Raw genomic sequence first — 20,160 nt, 5'->3', positions numbered from 1 at the left:
GGCGACGAGCATTTCGCCGGATTAAGAGCCTGACCTGGCAGACTCTAATTGTGTCGACTGAAAAAATCGACGATGGCATTCAGCGCGACTGAGCGCATGGCGTCCTTTTCAAAAAGGATCTCATGGTATGCCCCTTCTATGACAAGTGGCTTATTATCTTCGCAGGGATGACCTGCTGCGGCACGACGTTCGCAATAGCGCTCGTGCATGCGGTTATCAACAACCCGTTCTTCTTCGGCCTGCAATAACAATGTCGGGGTGGTGTCTTTCTCAACGCCCGCCAGCGCTTCTTCGCCGGCAAGCACACCCTCACGTACCCAGTGGTAGGTTGGCCCACCGACGCGCAGCTGCGGTTCATCAGCATAAAATCGCAGGTTACGCTGATAGCGCTGACGGCTGTGCGTCAGCACGTTGACCGAGAAGGGCAACGCCCGCCAGCGCCCGGTACCGAGCGCGTACTCTTCCCGAATGCGCTGATGGCCCTCAGCCCAATCGAGAATATGCCGCACCATCCAGTCAGGGAAACGCATGACAATGCCAAACATTGGCGCGCACAGCGCAATCGCGTCGCAATGTGGCTGATGACGCTGCAAAAATAACGTGGCGATCGCGCCCCCCATCGAATGGCCGAGTATAAACCGTTTTCGCCAGTGACCGGGAGCGACTTCCTGCTGCCAGAGCGCAGCCAGATCGTCGACATAATCGCTAAAGCGCACCACGTGGCCGCGATGGCTGTCGTTGAGGATGCGTCCGGAACGTCCCTGGCCGCGATGATCGATAATCATCACGTCAAAGCCGCTGTGGAACAGGTCATAAGCCAGTTCAGCGTATTTTACGTAGCTTTCAATACGCCCCGGGCAAATCACCACCACCCGATCGTTATCTTTGGCGCAAAAGCGCACGAAGCGAACCGGGACATCATCTACGCCCCTGAACTCCGCCTCTTCCCGCTGACGCCAGAAATCGGTAAGTGGCCCCATCGTAAAAGCCGCAAACGCGTTTTCTCGCGTGTCCCACTCCTTTTGCTGCTTGAACATCGGGTTTACACCCCTGTTAACCACTGAAAATCGTTTTTTTATCGCGCATCAGACAATGCTTACACAATAGCGTATTGTGGCATAAAAACAGACAATCAGGGAGTTTCTCATGACGTTCGAGTGGTGGTTCGCCTATCTGCTGACATCTATCATTCTCAGCCTGTCGCCGGGATCCGGGGCGATTAATACCATGACCACCTCAATCAACCATGGCTACCGTGGCGCGGCCGCCTCCATTGCCGGTTTGCAGGCCGGGCTGGCCATTCATATCGTACTGGTCGGGATTGGGCTGGGAACGCTGTTTTCCCGTTCGGTGCTGGCCTTTGAAGTGCTGAAATGGGCCGGGGCAGCCTATCTTATCTGGCTGGGTATTCAGCAATGGCGGGCAGCGGGTTCGCTCAACCTCAACACCCTGGCGAAAGCACAAACGCGCGGGAAACTGTTCCAGCGCGCGGTGTTCGTCAACCTCACCAACCCGAAAAGCATTGTCTTCCTGGCCGCGCTGTTTCCACAGTTCATCACGCCGGATCAGCCCCAGCTCATGCAGTATCTGGTGCTGGGCGTCACGACCATCGTGGTGGATATCATCGTCATGATTGGCTACGCGACGCTGGCACAGCGGATTGCGGCATGGATTAAAGGTCCAAAACAGATGAAGGCCTTGAACAAGGTGTTCGGATCGTTATTTATGCTGGTGGGGGCGTTGCTGGCTTCCGCACGCCATGCCTGAGAAGTGCGTCCCGGTTTGCCTGATGCAAACCGGGAAAGTCTGCACTTAGCGTGAAATGATCAGATGAATACCGAAACCAGCAAACAGCGTACCGGCAATACCGTCGATCCATTTCGCCATTCGCTGATAACCACGACGCATCGTCGGTAACGCAAACAGGCTGGCGACGACGGTGAACCAGGCCAGGGTTTCAAGGACGATCAGCAGGAAAATACCCCAGCGCTCGCCCGCGCTAACATCATCCCCGACAAACAGCGAGAACACGGAACCGAAGTAAATGATCGCCTTCGGGTTGGCGAGATTGGTCAGCAGTCCTTTCAGAAAGCTGCGCCCGCTGCGGGCCAGTTCAACCTGCGGTTCCGCCGCCGTGACGTCGCTTTTCTTCAGCGCACCGCGCAGCATCTGATACCCCATCCAGCACAGATACAGGCCGCCGCCGACCATAATGATGGTGTGCAGCCAGGCCATTTTTTCGATAATCAGGTGCAGGCCAAGCAGCGCCACGCCCGCCCAGACCATGACACCAACGGTAATACCCAGCACGCCCATCATCGCCTCTTTACGAGAGCGGCTGACGGCAGTCTGCGAAACAAAGAAAAAATCCGGGCCAGGACTCATCAGCGCAATGATATGCACCAGCGCGACGGTCAGGAAAAGCATCAGCATGATTGAACCCTACTTAACAGGCTATTTTACTAGCAGGAATATAGTGAAGACCGAAACTATCCTGACACTTTTTGGCCCGGCTGACTACTCATCTTCACCATCGACATGGGCGCGGATCAGCGCCATAAACTCTTTACCGAAGCGCTCCAGTTTCCGCGTGCCCACGCCGTTGACGCTCAGCATCTCACCGGCGGTGATCGGCGATTGCTCGGCCATTTCAATCAGCGTCGCGTCATTAAACACGACGTACGGTGGGATATTCTCTTCGTCGGCAATGGCCTTGCGTAACTTGCGCAGCTTAGCGAACAGCTTGCGATCGTAGTTGCCGCCGAAGGTTTTTTGCATCGCCTTCGGTTTGAGCGCCACGATACGCGGCACGGCGAGCTGCAACGGCACCTCGCCACGCAGTACCGGACGGGCGGCTTCGGTCAGCTGTAGCGCCGAATGCTGGGCGATATTTTGCGTCACCAGGCCGAGATGAATCAGCTGGCGAATCACACTCACCCAATGCTCGTGACTCTGATCGCGACCAATGCCGTATACCGGCAGCTTGTCATGGGCCATCTCGCGAATGCGCTGATTATTGGCCCCGCGCAGCACCTCAACCACATAGCCCATCCCGAAGCGCTGATTCACGCGGTAAATGGTCGACAGCGCCTTACGCGCGTCCATTAGGCCATCATACTGTTTCGGCGGGTCGAGGCAGATATCACAGTTACCGCATGGCTCCTGACGCCCCTCGCCAAAATAGTTCAGCAGCACCAGACGGCGGCAGGTTTGTGCTTCGGCAAATGCGCCCATCGCATTGAGCTTATGGCGTTCAATATCCTGCAGCGGCCCGGCGGGTTTCTCCTCCAGGCAGCGGCGTAACCATGCCATATCGGCCGGATCGTAAAACAGCATTGCTTCCGCCGGCAGGCCATCACGCCCTGCGCGCCCGGTTTCCTGGTAATAGGACTCAATATTGCGGGGAATGTCGAAGTGCACCACGAAGCGGACGTTGGGTTTATTAATCCCCATACCAAAGGCAACGGTCGCGACGACGATTTGCAGATCGTCGCGCTGAAATTTTTCCTGCACGTCCGCCCGGATGTCGTTTTCCAGCCCGGCATGGTAGGCCGCCGCGCTGATACCCCGGCTTTGCAGACGGGCGGCGGTATCTTCCACTTTCGAACGGCTGTTGCAGTAGATGATGCCCGATTTGCCACGCTGGTCCTGCACGTAGCGCATCAGTTGATCGAGCGGTTTAAACTTCTCCATCAGCATATAGCGGATGTTGGGGCGGTCGAAACTGCTGACCTGAATCAGCGGGTCGTTCAGCCCCAGCAGGCGCACAATATCGCGGCGGGTGGTGTCATCGGCGGTCGCCGTCAACGCCATAAACGGGATCTGCGGCATGCGCTGACGCAACTGGCCCAGCGCGGCATACTCCGGGCGGAAGTCATGCCCCCACTGGGAAATACAGTGGGCTTCATCCACCGCCAGCATCGCCAGGTTCCAGTGGCTGAGATGTTCGAGGAAGTTATCCAGCATCAATCGCTCAGGGGCAATATACAACAGGCGGATTTGCCCGTTGCGACAGCCCGCCATCACGTCCTGCTGCTGTTCGCGGCTCTGCGTCGAGTTAAGGCAGGCGGCGGCCACGCCGTTCGCCAGCAGCTGATCGACCTGATCTTTCATCAGCGAGATCAGCGGCGACACCACTACCGTAAGGCCACCCAGTACCAGTGCAGGCACCTGATAGCACAGCGATTTACCGCCGCCGGTGGGCATGACAACCAGGCAGTCACGCCCGCCCAGCGCCGTATCAATAATGGTTTCCTGGCCAGGGCGAAACTGCTGGTAGCCGAAGGTTTCCTGTAAAACCTGCTTTGCCAGCACTGTTTGATTCAATACTTCCGCCTGCGCCACGTTGACCCCATCTGCCTGAAAAGAAAACAGGCGCTATTTTCAGCGCCCGTGAGCCAGAGTGCAACGATTAAAACAGATCGTTGAGCGTCACACCGACGCCAACACGCGTCTGGTTAAAATTATAGTCAATGAGCGATTCGCCATAACCGCTGTAGACCTGGGTGTAGAAACGCACGTGGCGGGTGATCGGATAGCTCACACCCAGCTCAGCGCCACCGTAACCGGTGTTCCAGTTGTATTGCCCCTGGGCGCTCAGAATCGCGTCGCCGAGCTGGTAGCCGACCTTCAGACGGTAATAGCCCATATATTTGGTGATATCCGGGTTATCGTTGGTGCTGCCGACGACGTACCAGGGCTTCACCTCCACCAGCCAGTTACCGTTTTGCGCCATCAGGCGAGCATACAGGCGGTTCCAGCTGCGGGATGTGGGGTCAGAGCGGCCGTTAGAGTCGTGGTTGTAACCCATTTCGATATCGCGCAACGTCCAGCCTGCCAGCTGGTAGTCCGTCGCAAAGCCCAGGAACAGTTGTGGTTCGTAGTTAGTTTCACGAAACGGCGCCGACTCCTTGCTGTTAGAGAGCTGCCACCAGGACTTCTGGGTATAGGAAGCCCCCAGCAGCGAGTTTTCGCCGAGGATCCCGCGCCACAGCGGGAAGGCCAGGCTGAGCTGGAATTTCACTTCATCTTTGCGGGCGTTCTCCGCCCAGTCATAGCTGGAGATCGCTTCCTTATTGATATCGCTGCTCCACGTATAGAGCAGATAGTTGCTCTCATAGGGATACAATAAGAAAGGGTTGTCGTGGTCCTGCAACAGGTTGGCGATAATGCTACCGCGCACCGCTGGTGTATCGTGAACGGGACGACTAACCGGCGCGTCCTGCGCCAAAACGCCTGCCGGAAGCGCACCCAGCGCCAGCAGCCAGGCCAAAGAGATACGCATTGCTGTTCTCCTGATTGAGTGATTTTTATTTCTGTTTTACCCCGAACCCATTCTACCTGTTTATGACTGCCCTGCCCGGTTATCCGTTCTGAAAGTGGTAATCACCGTTTTAGAAGCATAAAATCAACATTTCATTAACGAATGGATATCATCGTCATGTCTGAACTTACTGCCGAAGCCGCCCTTAAGCTGGTAGGCGAAATTTTTGTCGACCACATGCCTTTCAACCGCGCCTTAGGCCTGAAGTTAGAGCGTTACGAAAAAGAGTTTGCCCAACTGAGCTTTAAAAACCAGCCAATGATGGTGGGCAACTGGGCGCAAAGCATTTTGCACGGCGGCGTTATCGCCTCGGCGCTGGACGTCGCCGCCGGGCTGGTATGTGTGGGCAGTACTCTGACCCGACACGACACGATTAACGAAGAAGAGTTACGCCAGCGCCTGTCGCGTATGGGCACCATCGACCTGCGCGTGGACTATCTGCGTCCCGGACGCGGCGAACACTTTACCGCCACCAGCAGCCTGCTGCGTGCCGGCAACAAAGTCGCGGTGGCCCGGGTAGAGCTGCACAATGAAGAGCAGGTTTATATCGCCAGCGCCACGGCAACGTATATGGTGGGTTGAGCGCGCTAAATAAAGTAACATCGTTGTTTTGGCGTAACGGATTCTACTGATGGATGCAAAACAAACGCGGCTGGGGATTATTCTGGCTCTTGCCGCTTATTTTATCTGGGGCATCGCACCAGCCTATTTCAAACTTATCTACTATGTTCCCGCCGATGAAATCCTGACCCATCGCGTGATCTGGTCGTTCTTTTTCATGCTGGCGTTGATCAGCCTCAGCCACCAGTGGCCGCAGGTGAAGAAACTGCTGCATACGCCGCGGAAGGTGTTTCTGCTGGCGCTGTCGGCGGTGCTGATTGGCGGCAACTGGCTGCTCTTCATCTGGGCGGTGAATAACCACCATATGCTGGAGGCCAGCCTGGGCTACTTTATTAACCCGCTGGTGAATATTGTGTTGGGGATGATCTTCCTCGGCGAGCGCTTCCGCCGGATGCAATGGCTGGCGGTCCTGCTGGCGCTTTGCGGCGTGCTGGTACAGCTGTGGACCTTTGGTTCGTTGCCGATTATCGGCCTGGGGCTGGCTTTTAGCTTCGCCTTCTACGGGCTGCTGCGTAAAAAGATCGCCGTCGACGCGCAAACCGGTATGCTGGTAGAAACCTTGTGGCTGCTACCGGTGGCGGCGCTGTATCTGTTTGCTATCGCCGATAGCCCGACCAGCCATATGGGGCAAAACCCGTGGTCGCTGAATCTGCTGCTGATGGCCGCCGGGGTTGTCACCACCATTCCGCTGCTGTGCTTTACTGGCGCCGCCACCCGCCTGCGGCTCTCTACGCTGGGCTTCTTCCAGTATATTGGTCCGACGCTGATGTTCCTGCTGGCAGTGGTGTTTTACGGGGAAGTGCCGGGGGCCGATAAGATGGTGACCTTCGCCTTTATCTGGATTGCGCTGGCGGTGTTTATCGTCGATGCGCTGTATACCCAGCGCCGCTTGCGCAAGGGATAATCGTATGATGCCCGGGCAGCGGCGCTGCCGCTATCCGGGCCTCTGACAATCTACAGCCAGTTTTTACGTTTGAAATAGAGATACGGCGCCAGGCCAGCGAGCATCATAAAGACAATCGCGCCCGGGTAACCAAAGCTCCAGTGCAGCTCCGGCATAAACTCGAAGTTCATCCCGTAGCTGGAGGCCACCAGCGTTGGAGGCAGGAAGACCACCGAGACCACCGAGAAGATCTTGATGATGCGGTTCTGCTCGATGTTGATAAAGCCCATCGCCGCCTGCATCAGGAAGTTGACCTTCTGGAACAGCGATTCGTTGTGCGGCAGCAGGGATTCGATATCGCGCAGGATCTCACGCGCCTGCTCCAGCTGCCCCGCCGGCAAACGTGCCTTACGCACCAGGAAGTTCAGCGCTCGCTGGGTATCCATCAGACACAGGCGCACCTTCCAGCCGATATCCTCTTGTTCCGCCAACGTCGAAAGCGCATCGTCATACTCATCACCCTGACGGCCTTCCATAATCACGCGGCTGAGTTTTTCCAGGTCGCTATAGATGTTTTCGATTTCATCCGCCAGCTGTTCAATTTTGGTTTCGAACAGATCCAGCAGCAGCTCATAGGCGTTGCCATCAACCATTAACTGGTTGCGCACGCGCATGCGGTAGAGACGAAACGCGGGGAGTTCACGCTCGCGCAGGGTAAACAGGCGCCCTTCACGAATCGTAAACGCCACGGTGGAGTTACCGGCGTGGTCTTCGGCATCTTCAAAAAAGAAGAATGAGTGAATGTGCAAACCGTCTTCGTCTTCGAAGAAACGCGCCGATGCTTCGATGTCTTCCAGTTCCGGGCGGGTTGCCAGGTTCTGACCCAATTCCGTCTGTACGCGGCTTCGTTCATCGTCGTCTGGCTCCACCAGATCGACCCACACCGAACTGGCGAGATGTTTTATTTCATCCGCTTCCAGGCGTGTTAAACGATTATTTTCCAGTTGAAATGCGCTCAGCATGACCGGGACTCCCAATGCAAAAAAATTATCGGACAGTTCGGTGGGCACACAGAAACAATTTGGGTTTCAGACCATTAAGCCTGACTCAGAGCGACGGGTATGACGGGTCGCTGACAACCGCTAAGGCTATCAGCATAAGAGGATAGCCTTAGGAGTTGTTCCTGACGGACAGGAAGTTGAGCCAGCATCTACTGGGTGTGTCCAAGGCGAATGTCCTCTTAGCGTAATCGTGCGCGCATGTTACGCCAGCGCAAAAACGGCGTCAACACGCAACGGAACGCTAAAGAGCAAATCCTGCCCTTTAGCATATAAGGCTAGCAGATAATTACAAAAAAACGATATTTTTCTTAATGTTACACTGTTTCCAGCCGCGCATAAGCCGCCACCAACCATTTGATACCTTGCCCCTGGAACGCCACCTGCAAACGACTGTGTTCGCCACTCCCTTCCAGATTCACGATGGTACCTTCGCCGAACTTAGGATGACGAACCCGCTGGCCCAGCTTGTAGCCAGTATCGTTTTCCGCCATTGGTGTTCCCATGCGTTGATGGCTGACCGGACGGCTCACCGTCGCGCGCAGACGCACCTCTTCCACGCAGGCTTCCGGCAGCTCGCCGATAAAGCGCGACGGACGATGGTAGACTTCTTTGCCGTACAGCCGACGGGTTTCCGCGTAGGTCAGGGTCAGCTTCTGCATCGCCCGCGTCACGCCAACGTAGGCCAGACGACGTTCTTCTTCCAATCTGCCGCCTTCATCCAGCGACATCTGGCTCGGGAACATCCCCTCTTCCACGCCGACGATAAATACCTGCGGGAATTCCAGACCTTTCGCCGAGTGCAGGGTCATCAGCTGTACCGCGTCCTGCCAGGTATCCGCCTGCCCTTCACCCGCTTCCAGCGCGGCGTGGGAAAGAAATGCCTGCAGCGGCATTAAATCTTCGTCTTCGTCGTTGTAGCTGAACTGGCGCGTTGCCGTCACCAGTTCCTCTAAGTTTTCAATACGGGTCTGGCCCTTCTCGCCTTTCTCCTGCTCGTACATGATCCGCAGGCCCGAATCCTTAATCACCCGGTCGGTCTGGACATGCAGCGGCATATCCGCGGTTTCCTGCGCCAGGGCGTCAATCAGCTCCATAAAACGCTGTAACGCGCTGGCGGCACGACCGGCCAGGGCTTTATCTTTCAGCAGTTCACGACATGCCTGCCATAACGTGAGCTGGCGATCGCGCGAGGTCTGACGCACGACGTCGAGCGTACGATCGCCGATGCCGCGCGTCGGGGTGTTCACCACACGCTCAAAGGCCGCGTCGTCGTTGCGGTTGGCGATCAGGCGCAGATACGACAGCGCATCTTTAATTTCCTGGCGTTCGAAGAAGCGCATACCGCCGTAGATCCGGTACGGCATGCTGGCCTGTAACAGCGCCTCTTCCAGCAAGCGCGACTGGGCGTTGCTGCGATACAAGATCGCGCACTGCTCCAGCGCCCCGCCGTTCTCCTGCCAGGTCTTAATGCGGTTAACGACAAAGCGCGCCTCATCCAGATCGTTGAAGGCACAATAGAGCGAGATCGGTTCGCCATCGGCGCCGTCGGTCCACAGTTTTTTGCCCAGACGCCCGCTGTTGTTTTCAATCAGGGCGTTCGCCGCGCTCAGGATGTTGCTGGTCGAACGGTAGTTCTGCTCCAGGCGGATGGTTTCTGCACCGGGGAAGTCGTTAAGGAAGCGCTGGATGTTCTCTACCTGGGCGCCACGCCAGCCGTAGATCGACTGGTCGTCATCGCCGACAATCATCACCTTGCCGCTGTCGCCCGCCAGCAGGCGAATCCAGGCGTACTGGATATTGTTGGTATCCTGAAACTCATCGACGAGAATATTGCTGAAGCGCTCACGGTAGTGCTGGAGAATATGCGGCTTGTTGAGCCACAGCTCGTGCGCGCGCAGCAGCAGTTCGGCAAAATCCACCAGACCGGCGCGATCGCAGGCTTCCTGATAGGCCTGATAGACCTTCTGCCAGGTTTGCTCAACCGGGTTACCGTAGCTTTGAATATGGTGCGGGCGTAACCCTTCGTCTTTCTGGCTGTTGATGTACCACATTGCCTGACGCGGCGGCCACTGCTTCTCGTCGAGGTTCATGGCTTTAATCAGACGTTTCAGCAAACGCAGCTGATCTTCGCTATCGAGGATCTGAAAATCCTGCGGCAGGTTAGCATCCAGATGGTGAGCCCGCAGCAGCCGGTGGGCCAGTCCGTGGAACGTGCCGACCCACATACCGCCCTGGCTGGTTCCCATCAGTTGGCTGATACGATGACGCATCTCTGCTGCCGCTTTGTTGGTAAAGGTCACCGCCATAATCGAATAGGGCGAACAGTTTTCCACGCTCAGCAGCCAGGCGATACGATGTACCAGTACACGCGTCTTACCGCTGCCCGCTCCAGCCAGAACCAGCATATTGGTACGCGAAGCGGCAACGGCTTCGCGCTGTTTGTCATTAAGGCTGTCGAGCAGGTAAGAAACGTCCATTGGCACCGCCGGAAAAGAGCTGCCCGGTCACGCAAGGTCTACCGGGCATACTGTTAATATATACAGAACTAGTGGTGATTATATCAGCGAGGTCAGAGATGCCAACTGCGAAATTTCAATGTGCGGCAGCAGGCGGCTGTCGCTGGCGCGCATCAGGTCGGCACCCTGCGGTTTGATCCAGCAGGCCTGCATGCCGCAGCGGATCGCCCCGGCGACATCGGTCGTCAGGTCATCCCCCACGTGCAGTATCTGGCCGAGCGGCAGTTCGAGGCGCTCTGCCGCCAGATGATACATATCGGCAAAGGGTTTCGAGCGTCCGTCCGGGCCGGCACGCAGCACAAAACGAAAATAGTCATTCAGTCCAAAGCGCTCCGGCTGCGCGTTGCCGTTCGTCACCGCCACCAGCGGCCATTTTTTTGCCAGTGCGGCCAGCGTATCGTGAGTTTCCTGCGGGACGTCAATCAGGCTGCGCCAGTGGGCAAAATTGGCCATCGCCGCCTCAGCGCCTTCGGTCGCCTGCTCGATGGAAAGCCCGGCATTTGTCATCCCCAGTACCAGCGCGCGGCGGCGCCATTCGGTCACGTCGTGGTAAATCTCCGGTTCCGTCTCCAGCAACGTTTCGCGCAGCTGGTGTAGCTCGTGAACATCGAAGTGGCTCAGCGCTGGATGGTATTGCCGCACGAAGGCCAGCGATTCATGCAACGTACGGTCGATGACCGGGCGGTTGTCGTAAAGGGTATCGTCCAGGTCAAACGTCAAAGCAGAAATTTGGCCCAGAGGTCGGTAAAAGCGCATTATTTCCCCCGTTTGGCGCGTGGATGCGCCGCATCATACACCGAGGCAAGGTGTTGAAAATCAAGATGGGTATAGATTTGAGTGGTGGACAAATTGGCGTGGCCAAGCAGCTCCTGTACGCCACGCAGATCGCCGCTCGATTCGAGCATATGTGTGGCAAACGAGTGACGTAATTTGTGCGGATTCACGTGGCTGTTCAGCCCCTGCTTAATGCCCCATTCGGCAAAACGTTTCTGCACGTTTCGCGCGGAAATACGTTTCCCTAATTTGGATAAAAACAGCGCGTCGTCATCGGTGCCAAACAGCCCGCGGAGATCGAGCCAGTGCTCAATCCACGCCACCGCGCTGCGGCCAATCGGCAGACGGCGCTCTTTGCTGCCTTTCCCCATTACCCACACCTCGCCGGACTCCAGATCGAGGTGTTTGATATCGAGATTGACCAGTTCGGAGAGACGCAGGCCCGCGCCGTACATCACTTCCAGCATCGCCCGGTCGCGCACCGCCAGCGGATCGTTGAGATCAATATCCAGCAGTCGGTTCACGTCATCGACGTCGATATTTTTTGGTAAGTGACGCGGAATTTTCGGGGCGGATATGCCTTTTGCCGGGTTCGCCGTCAGCTCGCCCTGCGCCACCAGCCAGTCAAAGAAGCTGCGCAACGCGGAAAGCCGCAGCGCAAGGCTGGCGGGCCCCAAGCCCTGCTTGCGGCTGCGCACCGCCAGGCCACGAACCTGAGCGGCATCGCACTGCTGCCAGCTTTTCAGTCCTGCCGGTTCAGCCAGCGCCATCAGCGCTTCGAGCTGACGCCGGTAGTTCAGCAGCGTAATCGGGCTGAGCTGACGCTCGACGCCCAGATAACGCAGAAAACGTTCAACGGCGGTGAATAACGGGGAGTCGGTCATGCGCGTTCAACCCAGCGCTCCAACAGACCCGGCAGCATTAACGCGATCTCCTGCAGCAGCTGGGTACCCTGACCAGGCTGGTAATGCTGAGCGTCGCGGCTGCTGAACAGCATCACGCCAGGGGCATCATCGCCGCCGAGCAGCGACATCGCGACCGAGCCGATAGCTTTCGCTTCCGGCAGTACCACCAGCAGCTCCGGCCCGTGCAGCGGCCCGAGGTAATGGCGAGCCTGGCCAAGGCGCTGAATGCGGATGGGCTCAAACGCCTGCCGGCTCAGCGCCAGATGAGTGAATTTCGATGGCGCACCGAGCCGCCAGCTGTCGGGAAACAGACGCACCGTCGCCCCCGCCAGCCCGATCTCACGGGCCCAGCGGTGAAAGCGGTTCAGCATCTCATCGAGGCTTTCCGCTGACGCCAGCCGCGTTTGCAGATGCAGCAGGCGCTGGAACAGGCTTTCATTCGCCGTCGCCTGCTCCATCAGCAGCATCATGTTCTCTTCCAGCACGTTGATATGATTACGTGCCCGCACCATATGCCATTCCACCAGCGAAATGGTGCCACGCACCGGATGCGGTACGCGCATGTGTTCCACGAGGGCTGCATTGCGAATAAAGAATTCAGGATGTTGCAACAGATAGTCCACCACCGCGCGATCGTCCAGCGCGCCGGTGATTTCCTGCTGTTCTTCCCCGACTTGTTTCATAAGTGAATAAATCCGTCGTAGACATGTGCCGCCGGGCCAGTCATAAACAACGGTTGGCCCGGGCCTTTCCAGGCGATATCAAGACGCCCGCCTGGCAATTCCACGCGTACTTCTTCGGCCAGCAATCCTTGTTGGATGCCCACCGCGACCGCCGCACAAGCACCGCTGCCGCAGGCCTGAGTTTCACCCGCGCCGCGTTCATATACCCGCAGACGAATGCGATTCCGCTCGACGACCTGCATAAAGCCGATGTTCGCGCGTTCCGGGAAGCGTTCGTGGCTTTCCATCACCGGGCCCAACGTTTCTACCGCCGCGGTTTCCACATCATCGACCTGGATAACACAGTGCGGATTACCCATCGAGACGACGCCGCACAATACTGTCTGTTCCGCCGCGCGCATGATATAGGTCTTTTCCGCTTTGTTGGCGCGGAAAGGCACCTGAGAGGGCTCGAAATTTGGCTCGCCCATATTCACCCGCACCAGATCGTCTTCCGTTACGCTTAATACCATACGACCGTTCGCCGTGCTCACGCGGATGTCACGTTTATTGGTCAGGCCTTTCAGGCGCACGAAGCGGGCAAAGCAGCGCGCGCCGTTGCCGCACTGCGAGACTTCACTGCCGTCGGCGTTGAAGATGCGATAGTGGAAATCCAGATCAGGATCGTAAGGCGGTTCAACCACCAGCAGCTGATCGAAACCAACGCCCAGATGACGATCCGCCAGGCGGCGAATCAGCTCCGGTGAGAAAAAAACATTCTGCGTTACCGCGTCAACGACCATAAAGTCGTTGCCAAGGCCATGCATTTTAGAGAACTGCATCATCTACTCCAGTTGCGCGGAACAGAACGTTATCGTTAATAGTTTATCTGGGTCGGGCCGCCGCTATCACCGCGATCGTTACGATCTGGCGTCGAGCTCTGGATCCCGCTATCGACCGGTTTGGTCGGCGGTTCAGCCGTCTTTTCTGCCGGAGGGAAGTACAACGGCCCCTTCAGACCACAGCCGGTCAGGCTAAAGACCGCCAATAAAACGGCAAGCGCTGGAAAAACGTTTTTCATTGATAGTTGCCCGTGATTCACTCTTTCTGCTTTCTATCATCGCAGGAGAAGACGTAAAAGCAAGCGTTTAGCATCCGACTGCGCGCGCTTTTGTTTCGCGCTATACTGCCGACATCTTCAAAAAAGCAGGGTAGAACGATGAACGACAGTGAATTCCATCGCCTGGCTGACAGCCTGTGGATGACCATCGAAGAGCGTCTGGACGACCGCGACGGCGATAGCGATATCGACTGTGAAATTAACGGCGGCGTACTGACCCTCAGTTTTGAAAACGGCAGCAAAATCATTATCAACCGTCAGGAGCCACTGCATCAGGTGTGGCTGGCTACGAAACAAGGCGGCTATCATTTTGATTTAAAAGGTGATGAGTGGGTTTGCGATCGCAGCGGGGAAACCTTCTGGGATCTGCTGGAGCAGGCGGCCACACAGCAGGCCGGCGAAGAGGTCAGCTTCCGTTAAGGTTATTACCCGGATAGCGGCGCGTCGCGCGTTATCCGGGTGACCGGTACTCAGGAGACGTTCTCAGGAATAGTGCTGCTGCAGCATCGGTGAGACGGCAGTATCCTGGTTCACCGGCGTCGCGGTGGTGCCGATCGCCTGGCTCCGGAAAGGAATCACCTGCGGTCTGCCGTCTACGTCAACAATCTGATAGAACTGCGGCAGGTTGAAGTTGATAAAGCTGGAGCCGTAGGTAAAGCGGTCATGGGATGACGAGTAGAAACGACTCACGTCACGCACCAGCTCCTCTTTGCTGCCTTCGCAATGGTGATACACCTCAGCGCGGTTGCTCTCATCGAGAATATAGATGTTAAACCCGCTGTCGTTATCGGCATCTTCGAAGAAGAACTGAATAATCCCTTCACTGGCAAACCCGTCCACCACCTGCGGCAGTTTAACGTGGTTGGTTTCCACCTGAACCGACAGGCCATGCAGTTTGTTATGCGAGATAGCGCCGTAGAATTCGATCGCGTTTTCCAGCTTCTGCACCGAAACATTCAGCCGCTCGAAGAACAGGCCCCACGTCTGCCCGGACACGCGCAGCGCCTTAAAGCGGCCGGTATCCTGGCGAGTACTCGAAAGACGCAGTTCAATGCACTCGGAAACCATCTGCTGCACGCGGGTACGGATTAAGCCGCGCAGGTGCTGGCTGTAACAGAAGACCTCAACGCTGTCCGGCGGCGCCGCATCCTGGTGCATTTTGCCCAGAATGGTTTTCAGCGCTTCGATCATCGCCTGCTCGCCGTTAAAGTGCAGGGTTCGCACTTCATTCCACGAGTTACGATACAGCAGGTCGACGCTGCCAATTAAACACTTCTGCTCTTCACCAAAGCTAAATACATCCAGCTTACGGAAGTCAAAATGCACCACCTGATTGCGAAACGCTGCGGTCGGGTCATATTCGAGGTTAACGATAATGGCCAGGTGGCGAATTTCGCACGGACTGTACAGCGCTTTTGGCGTTGGCGACGGCAGACGCAGCGGGAAGTGGTGCGACACATCGGCTACCATCTCCTGCAGTTTCGCCAGATCGACGATACCGTTGCCCTTAATAAACAGGCGAGTACGTGACGTCAGCAGGCCATTAAACCAGGCCCATGCCACCAGCTTATTAAGATAACGGTTATATTCCAGCGGCTGATGGCTGATGATCGATTCCATATCCGGCGCGCGGTTATAGACATACCAGCCGGTGCGGTTGGCACGGCCAGGCGGCACGTGGATAAAGGTCAGATTCGGCTCGGAGAGATCCGGTGAAATTTGCGGGTTCACCAGCGTCACTTTCCCCGGCAGCGCTTCAAAAGCCGCATACAGCTTACGGGTCAGGACGCCGATATCCTGCGGACTGGCGGACACGCTCAAATTATTGCGGCGCGCAAAGCGGATCAGGTTGCGATAGCTTTGCATCATCGCATCCAGCAGCTCGTTGTGCGCTTTGCGGACTTCGTCGATCTTCCAGTTTGCCCGGTTGTCCAGCATCATCAGACGCTTTTCATCCCAGCCCCACTCTTTGACCAGATGGCTGACGACTTCACGACGCCAGCCCACGCAGGCGCGCTCGCGGCTGAGTTTTTCGCAGACTTTCAGGTAGAAGCAACGGCGCACCAGATCGAGACGAGTGTCATCTTCGATCGCCTGCAGATAGGCGGTAACGCGCTCCAGCATCATGCAGTAAGGGTCGAGGCCAAACGAGACAATTTCACCGTCATGCAGACGCTGTTTAATGTCTTTCGCCAGCAGCCGGTTATTCGGGTATTCCCAGGAGTACGCTTCCAGCAGCAGGGTTTTCAGCACCGCCTTGTAGGGCGAGTCGATACTTTTATACAGCTGCCACAGGCTGGCGCCGAAGTACTCTTCCGCCGACAACGAGCTCAGGCCGCCGAGATCCAGCCACTCGTTTGGCGTCAGTACGCCCTGGGCATACAGGCTCATGACGTAATCGTCGTAGTGCTCTTCTTCTTCGCACGGCACCATATTCCACAGAATACGTTTCCCGGCGAGGCGCACCGCGGTGCGGTAGAACTCATCGAGCAACAAAATATGCTGCGTGGAGCCGCAGTCTTCGCCGCCCAGGCTACCGCTTTCGTTGTGGCGGAAACGGTTTTCGTCAATCAGGAAGAAGCTGACTTCAACGCCCAGCGATGCCGCCCAGCTTTCAAGCAGGCTGCATTTACGTTGTAACAGCTGGCGTTCTTCGGTATCGAGCCATGCCTGATGGCACACCCAGATATCGAGGTCGGAGGAACAGCTTTGCCCTACAGAGGAAGTACTGCCCATCGAGTACAGGCCGGTAATCGGCAGCTCGCCTTTCGGCGGCTCCTGCGTCAGCAGGCCCCGGTGGAGTTCCAGTTCATCAAGGTAGTGGCGTTGGGTTTCATCAGGCGTGTAGAGGCAAATGCCACGGGGAACGTTACCGTCAAGGTAACCCGGCATCAACGGGTGATGATAATGTAATAATGTCGGCAGTAGACTGTAAACCTGCTGGAAAGCGGGTCCCATGGCAGCAAGCGCGCGATCTACGCGCAGTTGGTTAATGGCATCCAGTCTCTGTTTCAGTGTCTCAATATAGAGGTACAAGACATATCGCCTGATGTTCAAAAAACCGTCGTACAATAGTACGGAGGATTTCAGTATTTCAACAAAAACCGTCACCATTCGTCGTCGGTGTGGTTGTGATGAACTGCTGACGGACAAATGGTTTAAAACGTGATCAATCTAACACCTTGCTGATTGACCGTAAAGAAAGATGCGCTACATACAAGTGTAGCACCGTTTGCTGTGTGTAAATTCATCACTACGGTTGCGGCAACCGCAATGCGCATCAAACGTCAATAACCAAAGCGCCACGGCCCTATACCCACAAAACTAACATCCCTAAGGCAACAATGTTAGGATAGTTTGTGGTCGACAATGACGGTAACAAGCATGTTAGACAAAGTTTTGAGAATTGCCACACGGCAAAGCCCACTTGCGCTATGGCAGGCGCATTATGTGAAAGATCGCCTTGAGTCCTGCCATCCTGGCCTGGTTGTAGAACTGGTGCCGATGGTCACGCGCGGCGACGTACTCCTTGATACACCGCTGGCAAAAGTGGGCGGTAAAGGTTTATTTGTCAAAGAATTAGAGCTGGCCATCATGGAAGGACGCGCGGATATCGCCGTGCACTCCATGAAAGATGTTCCCGTCGAGTTCCCTGAGGGGCTGGGACTGGTCACCATTTGCGAGCGTGAAGATCCGCGCGATGCTTTTGTCTCGAATAATTACGCCTCGATCGATGCGCTACCGCACGGCAGCGTTGTTGGCACATCAAGTTTACGCCGTCAGTGCCAGCTGGCAGCCCGCCGTCCGGATCTGGTGATCCGCTCGCTGCGCGGCAACGTGGGCACGCGTCTTGGCAAACTTGATAGCGGCGAATATGACGCTATTATCCTCGCCGCCGCCGGGCTCAAGCGCCTGGGGCTGGAAGCGCGCATTCGCCAGCCGTTAACGCCGGAGCAGTCGCTGCCTGCCGTCGGTCAGGGCGCCGTTGGAATTGAATGTCGCCTCGACGATAGCTGGACCCAGACGCTGCTGGCCCCGCTCAATCACGACGAGACCGCCATTCGGGTCCGCGCCGAACGGGCGATGAACACCCGGCTGGAAGGTGGCTGTCAGGTGCCTATCGGCAGCTACGCCGAGCTTATCGATGGTGAGCTGTGGCTGCGGGCGCTGGTTGGCGCGCCGGACGGTTCGCAAATAGTCCAGGGCGAGCGACGCGGTCAGCCGCAAGAGGCGGAACGTCTCGGCGTTTCGCTTGCGGAAGAGCTGCTGGATAACGGCGCCCGCGATATTCTCGCCGCGGTGTATGCCGGAGAAGCTCCGCGATGAGCATCCTGGTCACCCGTCCGCTGCCGCAAGGCGAAGAGCTGGTCAGCCGCCTGCGCTTGCAAGGACAGGAGGCCTGGAGCTTTCCGCTTATTGAATTTACACCCGGTCGCGAACTACACGCGTTAAGCGGTCAGCTGGCCGCCTTATCCGCCGGCGATCTTCTGTTCGCACTGTCGCAGCACGCCGTCGAGTTTGCTCACGCGCGCCTGCATCAGCTGGGTCAGCGCTGGCCGCAGACAGCGGACTATTTCGCGATTGGCCGCACCACCGCACTGGCGCTGCATACGGTCAGTGGTCAGAATATTCGCTACCCATTAGATCGGGAAATCAGCGAAGTCTTGCTACAATTACCTGAATTACAAAACATTGCGGGAAAGAAGGCGCTCCTTCTTCGCGGTAATGGTGGCCGGGAATTGTTAGGTGAAACACTCCGCGAACGCGGTGCCGAAGTCACTTTTTGTGAATGTTATCAACGTAATACAAAGCTTTATGATGGCGCAGAAGAAGCAATGCGCTGGCAGTCCCGCGGCATCAACACCCTGGTCATTACCAGCGGTGAGATGCTGCAACAGCTTTGGACACTGATGCCGCAGTGGTATCACGAGCGGTGGCTCCTACGCTGTCGCATTGTCGTTGTCAGTGAACGCCTGGCCCGGCAGGCCCGTGATTTGGGCTGGCAGGATATCCAGGTTGCCGATGGTGCCGACAACGATGCGCTGCTACGCGCATTACAATAACTCTCAACATTGGAAGCCATAATGACGGAACAACAAAACCAATCCGCCGTGGTTGAAGAGACCAGGGAGGCCGTGGACAAGACGCCACAGCCAGAGAATAGCGGAAAGAAAAACGGCGGTAATAAAACCAGCCTCGTCCTTAGCGCGGTGGCTATCGCCATTGCCCTCGCCGCTGGCGTGGGCCTGTTTAGTTTGAATAAACAGCAAGTCTCCCGGCAGAACGAAACCAGTACGGTGCTTGGCGACCAGGTCGCCGCGCTGCTTAAAGCGCAAGAGAGCCAGAAAAATGAATTCAACAGTCTGCTTAAACAACAGGCTGACCAGCTCGCCGACGCCAGGCACCAACAAGAAGCGCTGACAAAGCAGCTGGAAGAAGTACAGCAAAAAGTGGCGGTGATTTCCGGCAGCGATGCCAAAACCTGGCTGCTGGCACAGGCCGACTTCCTGGTAAAATCCGCCGGGCGTAAGCTGTGGAGCGATCAGGACGTCACCACCGCCGCCGCGCTGCTGAAAAGCGCCGACGCCAGCCTTGCCGATATGAACGATCCCAGCCTGATCGGCGCTCGCCGCGCTATCACCGACGATATTTCTACGTTGTCAGCGGTCAGCCAGGTGGACTACGACGGTATTATCCTCAAGGTCAACCAGCTCGCGAACCAGATCGATAACCTGCGTCTCGCCGATAACAACGACGACGACTCCCCGATGGATTCCGACAGCGAAGAGCTCTCCAGCTCCATTAGTGAATGGCGCGTCAATCTGCAGAAAAGCTGGCAGAACTTTATGGACAGCTTTATTACCATTCGTCGCCGCGACGAAACGGCAGTGCCGCTGCTGGCACCGAACCAGGACGTCTATCTGCGCGAAAATATTCGCTCCCGTCTGCTGGTTGCTGCCCAGGCGGTCCCACGCCATCAGGAAGAAACCTACAAGCAGGCGCTGGATAACGTCTCAACGTGGGTGCGGGCGTATTACGATACCGAAGATGCCACTACCAAGGCCTTCCTTGAGGATGTCGATAAGCTGAGCCAGCAAAGCATCACGATGAGCGTGCCGGATAATCTGCAGAGCCAGGCCATCCTTGAGAAACTGATGCAAACGCGAGTCCGTAGCCTGATGGCACAACCTGCCGTCACCCAGAGCAGCGCGCCGGCTCCTGCAGCCCCTGCCCCATCGGCACCAGTGCCAGCACCTGAACCGGCACCTGCACACGCGGCACAAGGAGAGTAACG

Annotated in this window: 20 protein-coding genes; 7 read left to right on the top strand and 13 right to left on the bottom strand. The window is 56.8% G+C overall.

Translation table 11 applies throughout. The annotated features are described in order from the left end of the window. Positions 1-44 precede the first annotated feature (44 nt). The gene (gene pldB / locus ACMYSO_RS14890) at positions 45-1,037 is read right to left on the bottom strand and encodes a lysophospholipase L2 (RefSeq protein WP_434665540.1); all 993 of its coding nucleotides are present in this window, start codon (positions 1,035-1,037) and stop codon (positions 45-47) included. A 109-nt stretch (positions 1,038-1,146) separates the two neighbouring features. Between pldB and rhtB the strand changes: the two genes are divergently transcribed. Beyond that, entirely contained in the window at positions 1,147-1,767 is a 621-nt protein-coding gene (rhtB, locus tag ACMYSO_RS14885) for a homoserine/homoserine lactone efflux protein (protein ID WP_434586884.1), read from the top strand. A gap of 45 nt (positions 1,768-1,812) precedes the next feature. On the opposite strand, the gene rhtC is transcribed toward rhtB, so the two are convergent. The 3 genes from rhtC to pldA all read right to left on the bottom strand — a co-directional run bounded on the left by rhtC (position 1,813) and on the right by pldA (position 5,284). After that, positions 1,813-2,433: a threonine export protein RhtC gene (rhtC, locus tag ACMYSO_RS14880; protein WP_434665538.1), complete on the bottom strand. Its 621-nt coding sequence runs from the start codon at positions 2,431-2,433 to the stop codon at positions 1,813-1,815. An 84-nt stretch (positions 2,434-2,517) separates the two neighbouring features. After that, entirely contained in the window at positions 2,518-4,344 is a 1,827-nt protein-coding gene (recQ, locus tag ACMYSO_RS14875) for an ATP-dependent DNA helicase RecQ (protein ID WP_187042254.1), read from the bottom strand. Between the two features lie 67 nt (positions 4,345-4,411). Beyond that, positions 4,412-5,284 carry a phospholipase A gene (gene pldA / locus ACMYSO_RS14870; protein ID WP_434586886.1) on the bottom strand — a complete coding sequence of 291 codons (873 nt, stop codon included), beginning with the start codon at positions 5,282-5,284 and terminating at the stop codon, positions 4,412-4,414. Between the two features lie 156 nt (positions 5,285-5,440). Between pldA and yigI the strand changes: the two genes are divergently transcribed. Both yigI and rarD read left to right on the top strand, forming a co-directional pair. After that, positions 5,441-5,905, top strand: a complete 465-nt coding sequence (gene yigI / locus ACMYSO_RS14865) for an acyl-CoA thioesterase YigI (RefSeq protein ID WP_154145220.1) — start codon at positions 5,441-5,443, stop codon at positions 5,903-5,905. Positions 5,906-5,954: 49 nt separating this feature from the next. Then, positions 5,955-6,848 carry an EamA family transporter RarD gene (rarD, locus tag ACMYSO_RS14860; RefSeq protein WP_434586887.1) on the top strand — a complete coding sequence of 298 codons (894 nt, stop codon included), beginning with the start codon at positions 5,955-5,957 and terminating at the stop codon, positions 6,846-6,848. 50 nt (positions 6,849-6,898) lie between these two features. On the opposite strand, the gene corA is transcribed toward rarD, so the two are convergent. From corA to lptM, 8 genes are all read right to left on the bottom strand, one after another. Further along, positions 6,899-7,849 (bottom strand): magnesium/cobalt transporter CorA, encoded by a 951-nt coding sequence (gene corA / locus ACMYSO_RS14855; protein WP_123758105.1) that lies wholly within the window; start codon positions 7,847-7,849, stop codon positions 6,899-6,901. A gap of 148 nt (positions 7,850-7,997) precedes the next feature. Then, positions 7,998-8,054, bottom strand: coding sequence for a YsgD/CorL family protein (gene ysgD / locus ACMYSO_RS14850; protein ID WP_350028775.1), 57 nt, complete (start codon positions 8,052-8,054; stop codon positions 7,998-8,000). Between the two features lie 148 nt (positions 8,055-8,202). After that, a complete protein-coding gene (uvrD, locus tag ACMYSO_RS14845; RefSeq protein ID WP_434665535.1) occupies positions 8,203-10,365 on the bottom strand; it encodes a DNA helicase II in 2,163 nt (720 codons plus the stop codon). Positions 10,366-10,443: 78 nt separating this feature from the next. Continuing rightward, positions 10,444-11,160 (bottom strand): 5-amino-6-(5-phospho-D-ribitylamino)uracil phosphatase YigB, encoded by a 717-nt coding sequence (gene yigB / locus ACMYSO_RS14840; RefSeq protein WP_434665532.1) that lies wholly within the window; start codon positions 11,158-11,160, stop codon positions 10,444-10,446. After that, a complete protein-coding gene (gene xerC, locus ACMYSO_RS14835) occupies positions 11,160-12,062 on the bottom strand; it encodes a tyrosine recombinase XerC (RefSeq protein WP_154145217.1) in 903 nt (300 codons plus the stop codon). The genes yigB and xerC overlap by 1 nt, the downstream gene beginning before the upstream one ends. Then, positions 12,059-12,766: a DUF484 domain-containing protein gene (locus ACMYSO_RS14830; RefSeq protein WP_123758109.1), complete on the bottom strand. Its 708-nt coding sequence runs from the start codon at positions 12,764-12,766 to the stop codon at positions 12,059-12,061. The genes xerC and ACMYSO_RS14830 overlap by 4 nt, the downstream gene beginning before the upstream one ends. After that, complete coding sequence (gene dapF, locus ACMYSO_RS14825; protein WP_174510377.1) at positions 12,763-13,587, bottom strand: diaminopimelate epimerase; 825 nt, start codon at positions 13,585-13,587, stop codon at positions 12,763-12,765. Before dapF ends, ACMYSO_RS14830 begins: the two co-directional genes overlap by 4 nt. 35 nt (positions 13,588-13,622) lie before the next feature. Next, the gene (gene lptM / locus ACMYSO_RS14820) at positions 13,623-13,826 is read right to left on the bottom strand and encodes an LPS translocon maturation chaperone LptM (RefSeq protein ID WP_434586893.1); all 204 of its coding nucleotides are present in this window, start codon (positions 13,824-13,826) and stop codon (positions 13,623-13,625) included. 138 nt (positions 13,827-13,964) lie between these two features. Here lptM and cyaY point away from each other — a divergent pair, with 138 nt between their 5' ends. After that, entirely contained in the window at positions 13,965-14,285 is a 321-nt protein-coding gene (gene cyaY / locus ACMYSO_RS14815; protein WP_123758112.1) for an iron donor protein CyaY, read from the top strand. A gap of 63 nt (positions 14,286-14,348) precedes the next feature. Here the strand turns inward: cyaY and cyaA are convergent, their stop codons facing one another. Further along, positions 14,349-16,901: a class I adenylate cyclase gene (gene cyaA / locus ACMYSO_RS14810; protein WP_434665527.1), complete on the bottom strand. Its 2,553-nt coding sequence runs from the start codon at positions 16,899-16,901 to the stop codon at positions 14,349-14,351. A 348-nt stretch (positions 16,902-17,249) separates the two neighbouring features. Between cyaA and hemC the strand changes: the two genes are divergently transcribed. Genes hemC through hemX form a run of 3 tightly spaced genes read left to right on the top strand, consistent with a single transcriptional unit; the run spans position 17,250 to position 20,158 of the window. Next, positions 17,250-18,191 carry a hydroxymethylbilane synthase gene (hemC, locus tag ACMYSO_RS14805; protein ID WP_434665524.1) on the top strand — a complete coding sequence of 314 codons (942 nt, stop codon included), beginning with the start codon at positions 17,250-17,252 and terminating at the stop codon, positions 18,189-18,191. Continuing rightward, positions 18,188-18,928, top strand: coding sequence for a uroporphyrinogen-III synthase (gene hemD, locus ACMYSO_RS14800; protein WP_434665521.1), 741 nt, complete (start codon positions 18,188-18,190; stop codon positions 18,926-18,928). The genes hemC and hemD overlap by 4 nt, the downstream gene beginning before the upstream one ends. Positions 18,929-18,949: 21 nt before the next feature. Continuing rightward, entirely contained in the window at positions 18,950-20,158 is a 1,209-nt protein-coding gene (gene hemX, locus ACMYSO_RS14795) for a uroporphyrinogen-III C-methyltransferase (protein ID WP_434665519.1), read from the top strand. The last annotated feature ends 2 nt before the right edge of the window (positions 20,159-20,160 follow it).

It is taken from the genome of Klebsiella sp. B345, from assembly GCF_051131735.1.
Classification (GTDB): domain Bacteria; phylum Pseudomonadota; class Gammaproteobacteria; order Enterobacterales; family Enterobacteriaceae; genus Klebsiella.
The sequence above is the reverse complement of the archived record's forward strand: the minus strand, read 5'-3'. Positions and strand labels throughout refer to the sequence as shown.

What these genes read in the sequence shown, in the direction of transcription:
- pldB (WP_434665540.1), bottom strand. Translation starts at nt 1,037, where the DNA reads ATGTTCAAGCAGCAAAAGGAGTGGGACACGCGAGAAAACGCGTTTGCG.
- rhtB (WP_434586884.1), top strand. Translation starts at nt 1,147, where the DNA reads ATGACGTTCGAGTGGTGGTTCGCCTATCTGCTGACATCTATCATTCTC.
- rhtC (WP_434665538.1), bottom strand. Translation starts at nt 2,433, where the DNA reads ATGCTGATGCTTTTCCTGACCGTCGCGCTGGTGCATATCATTGCGCTG.
- pldA (WP_434586886.1), bottom strand. Translation starts at nt 5,284, where the DNA reads ATGCGTATCTCTTTGGCCTGGCTGCTGGCGCTGGGTGCGCTTCCGGCA.
- yigI (WP_154145220.1), top strand. Translation starts at nt 5,441, where the DNA reads ATGTCTGAACTTACTGCCGAAGCCGCCCTTAAGCTGGTAGGCGAAATT.
- rarD (WP_434586887.1), top strand. Translation starts at nt 5,955, where the DNA reads ATGGATGCAAAACAAACGCGGCTGGGGATTATTCTGGCTCTTGCCGCT.
- corA (WP_123758105.1), bottom strand. Translation starts at nt 7,849, where the DNA reads ATGCTGAGCGCATTTCAACTGGAAAATAATCGTTTAACACGCCTGGAA.
- uvrD (WP_434665535.1), bottom strand. Translation starts at nt 10,365, where the DNA reads ATGGACGTTTCTTACCTGCTCGACAGCCTTAATGACAAACAGCGCGAA.
- yigB (WP_434665532.1), bottom strand. Translation starts at nt 11,160, where the DNA reads ATGCGCTTTTACCGACCTCTGGGCCAAATTTCTGCTTTGACGTTTGAC.
- xerC (WP_154145217.1), bottom strand. Translation starts at nt 12,062, where the DNA reads ATGACCGACTCCCCGTTATTCACCGCCGTTGAACGTTTTCTGCGTTAT.
- ACMYSO_RS14830 (WP_123758109.1), bottom strand. Translation starts at nt 12,766, where the DNA reads ATGAAACAAGTCGGGGAAGAACAGCAGGAAATCACCGGCGCGCTGGAC.
- dapF (WP_174510377.1), bottom strand. Translation starts at nt 13,587, where the DNA reads ATGCAGTTCTCTAAAATGCATGGCCTTGGCAACGACTTTATGGTCGTT.
- lptM (WP_434586893.1), bottom strand. Translation starts at nt 13,826, where the DNA reads ATGAAAAACGTTTTTCCAGCGCTTGCCGTTTTATTGGCGGTCTTTAGC.
- cyaY (WP_123758112.1), top strand. Translation starts at nt 13,965, where the DNA reads ATGAACGACAGTGAATTCCATCGCCTGGCTGACAGCCTGTGGATGACC.
- hemC (WP_434665524.1), top strand. Translation starts at nt 17,250, where the DNA reads ATGTTAGACAAAGTTTTGAGAATTGCCACACGGCAAAGCCCACTTGCG.
- hemD (WP_434665521.1), top strand. Translation starts at nt 18,188, where the DNA reads ATGAGCATCCTGGTCACCCGTCCGCTGCCGCAAGGCGAAGAGCTGGTC.
- hemX (WP_434665519.1), top strand. Translation starts at nt 18,950, where the DNA reads ATGACGGAACAACAAAACCAATCCGCCGTGGTTGAAGAGACCAGGGAG.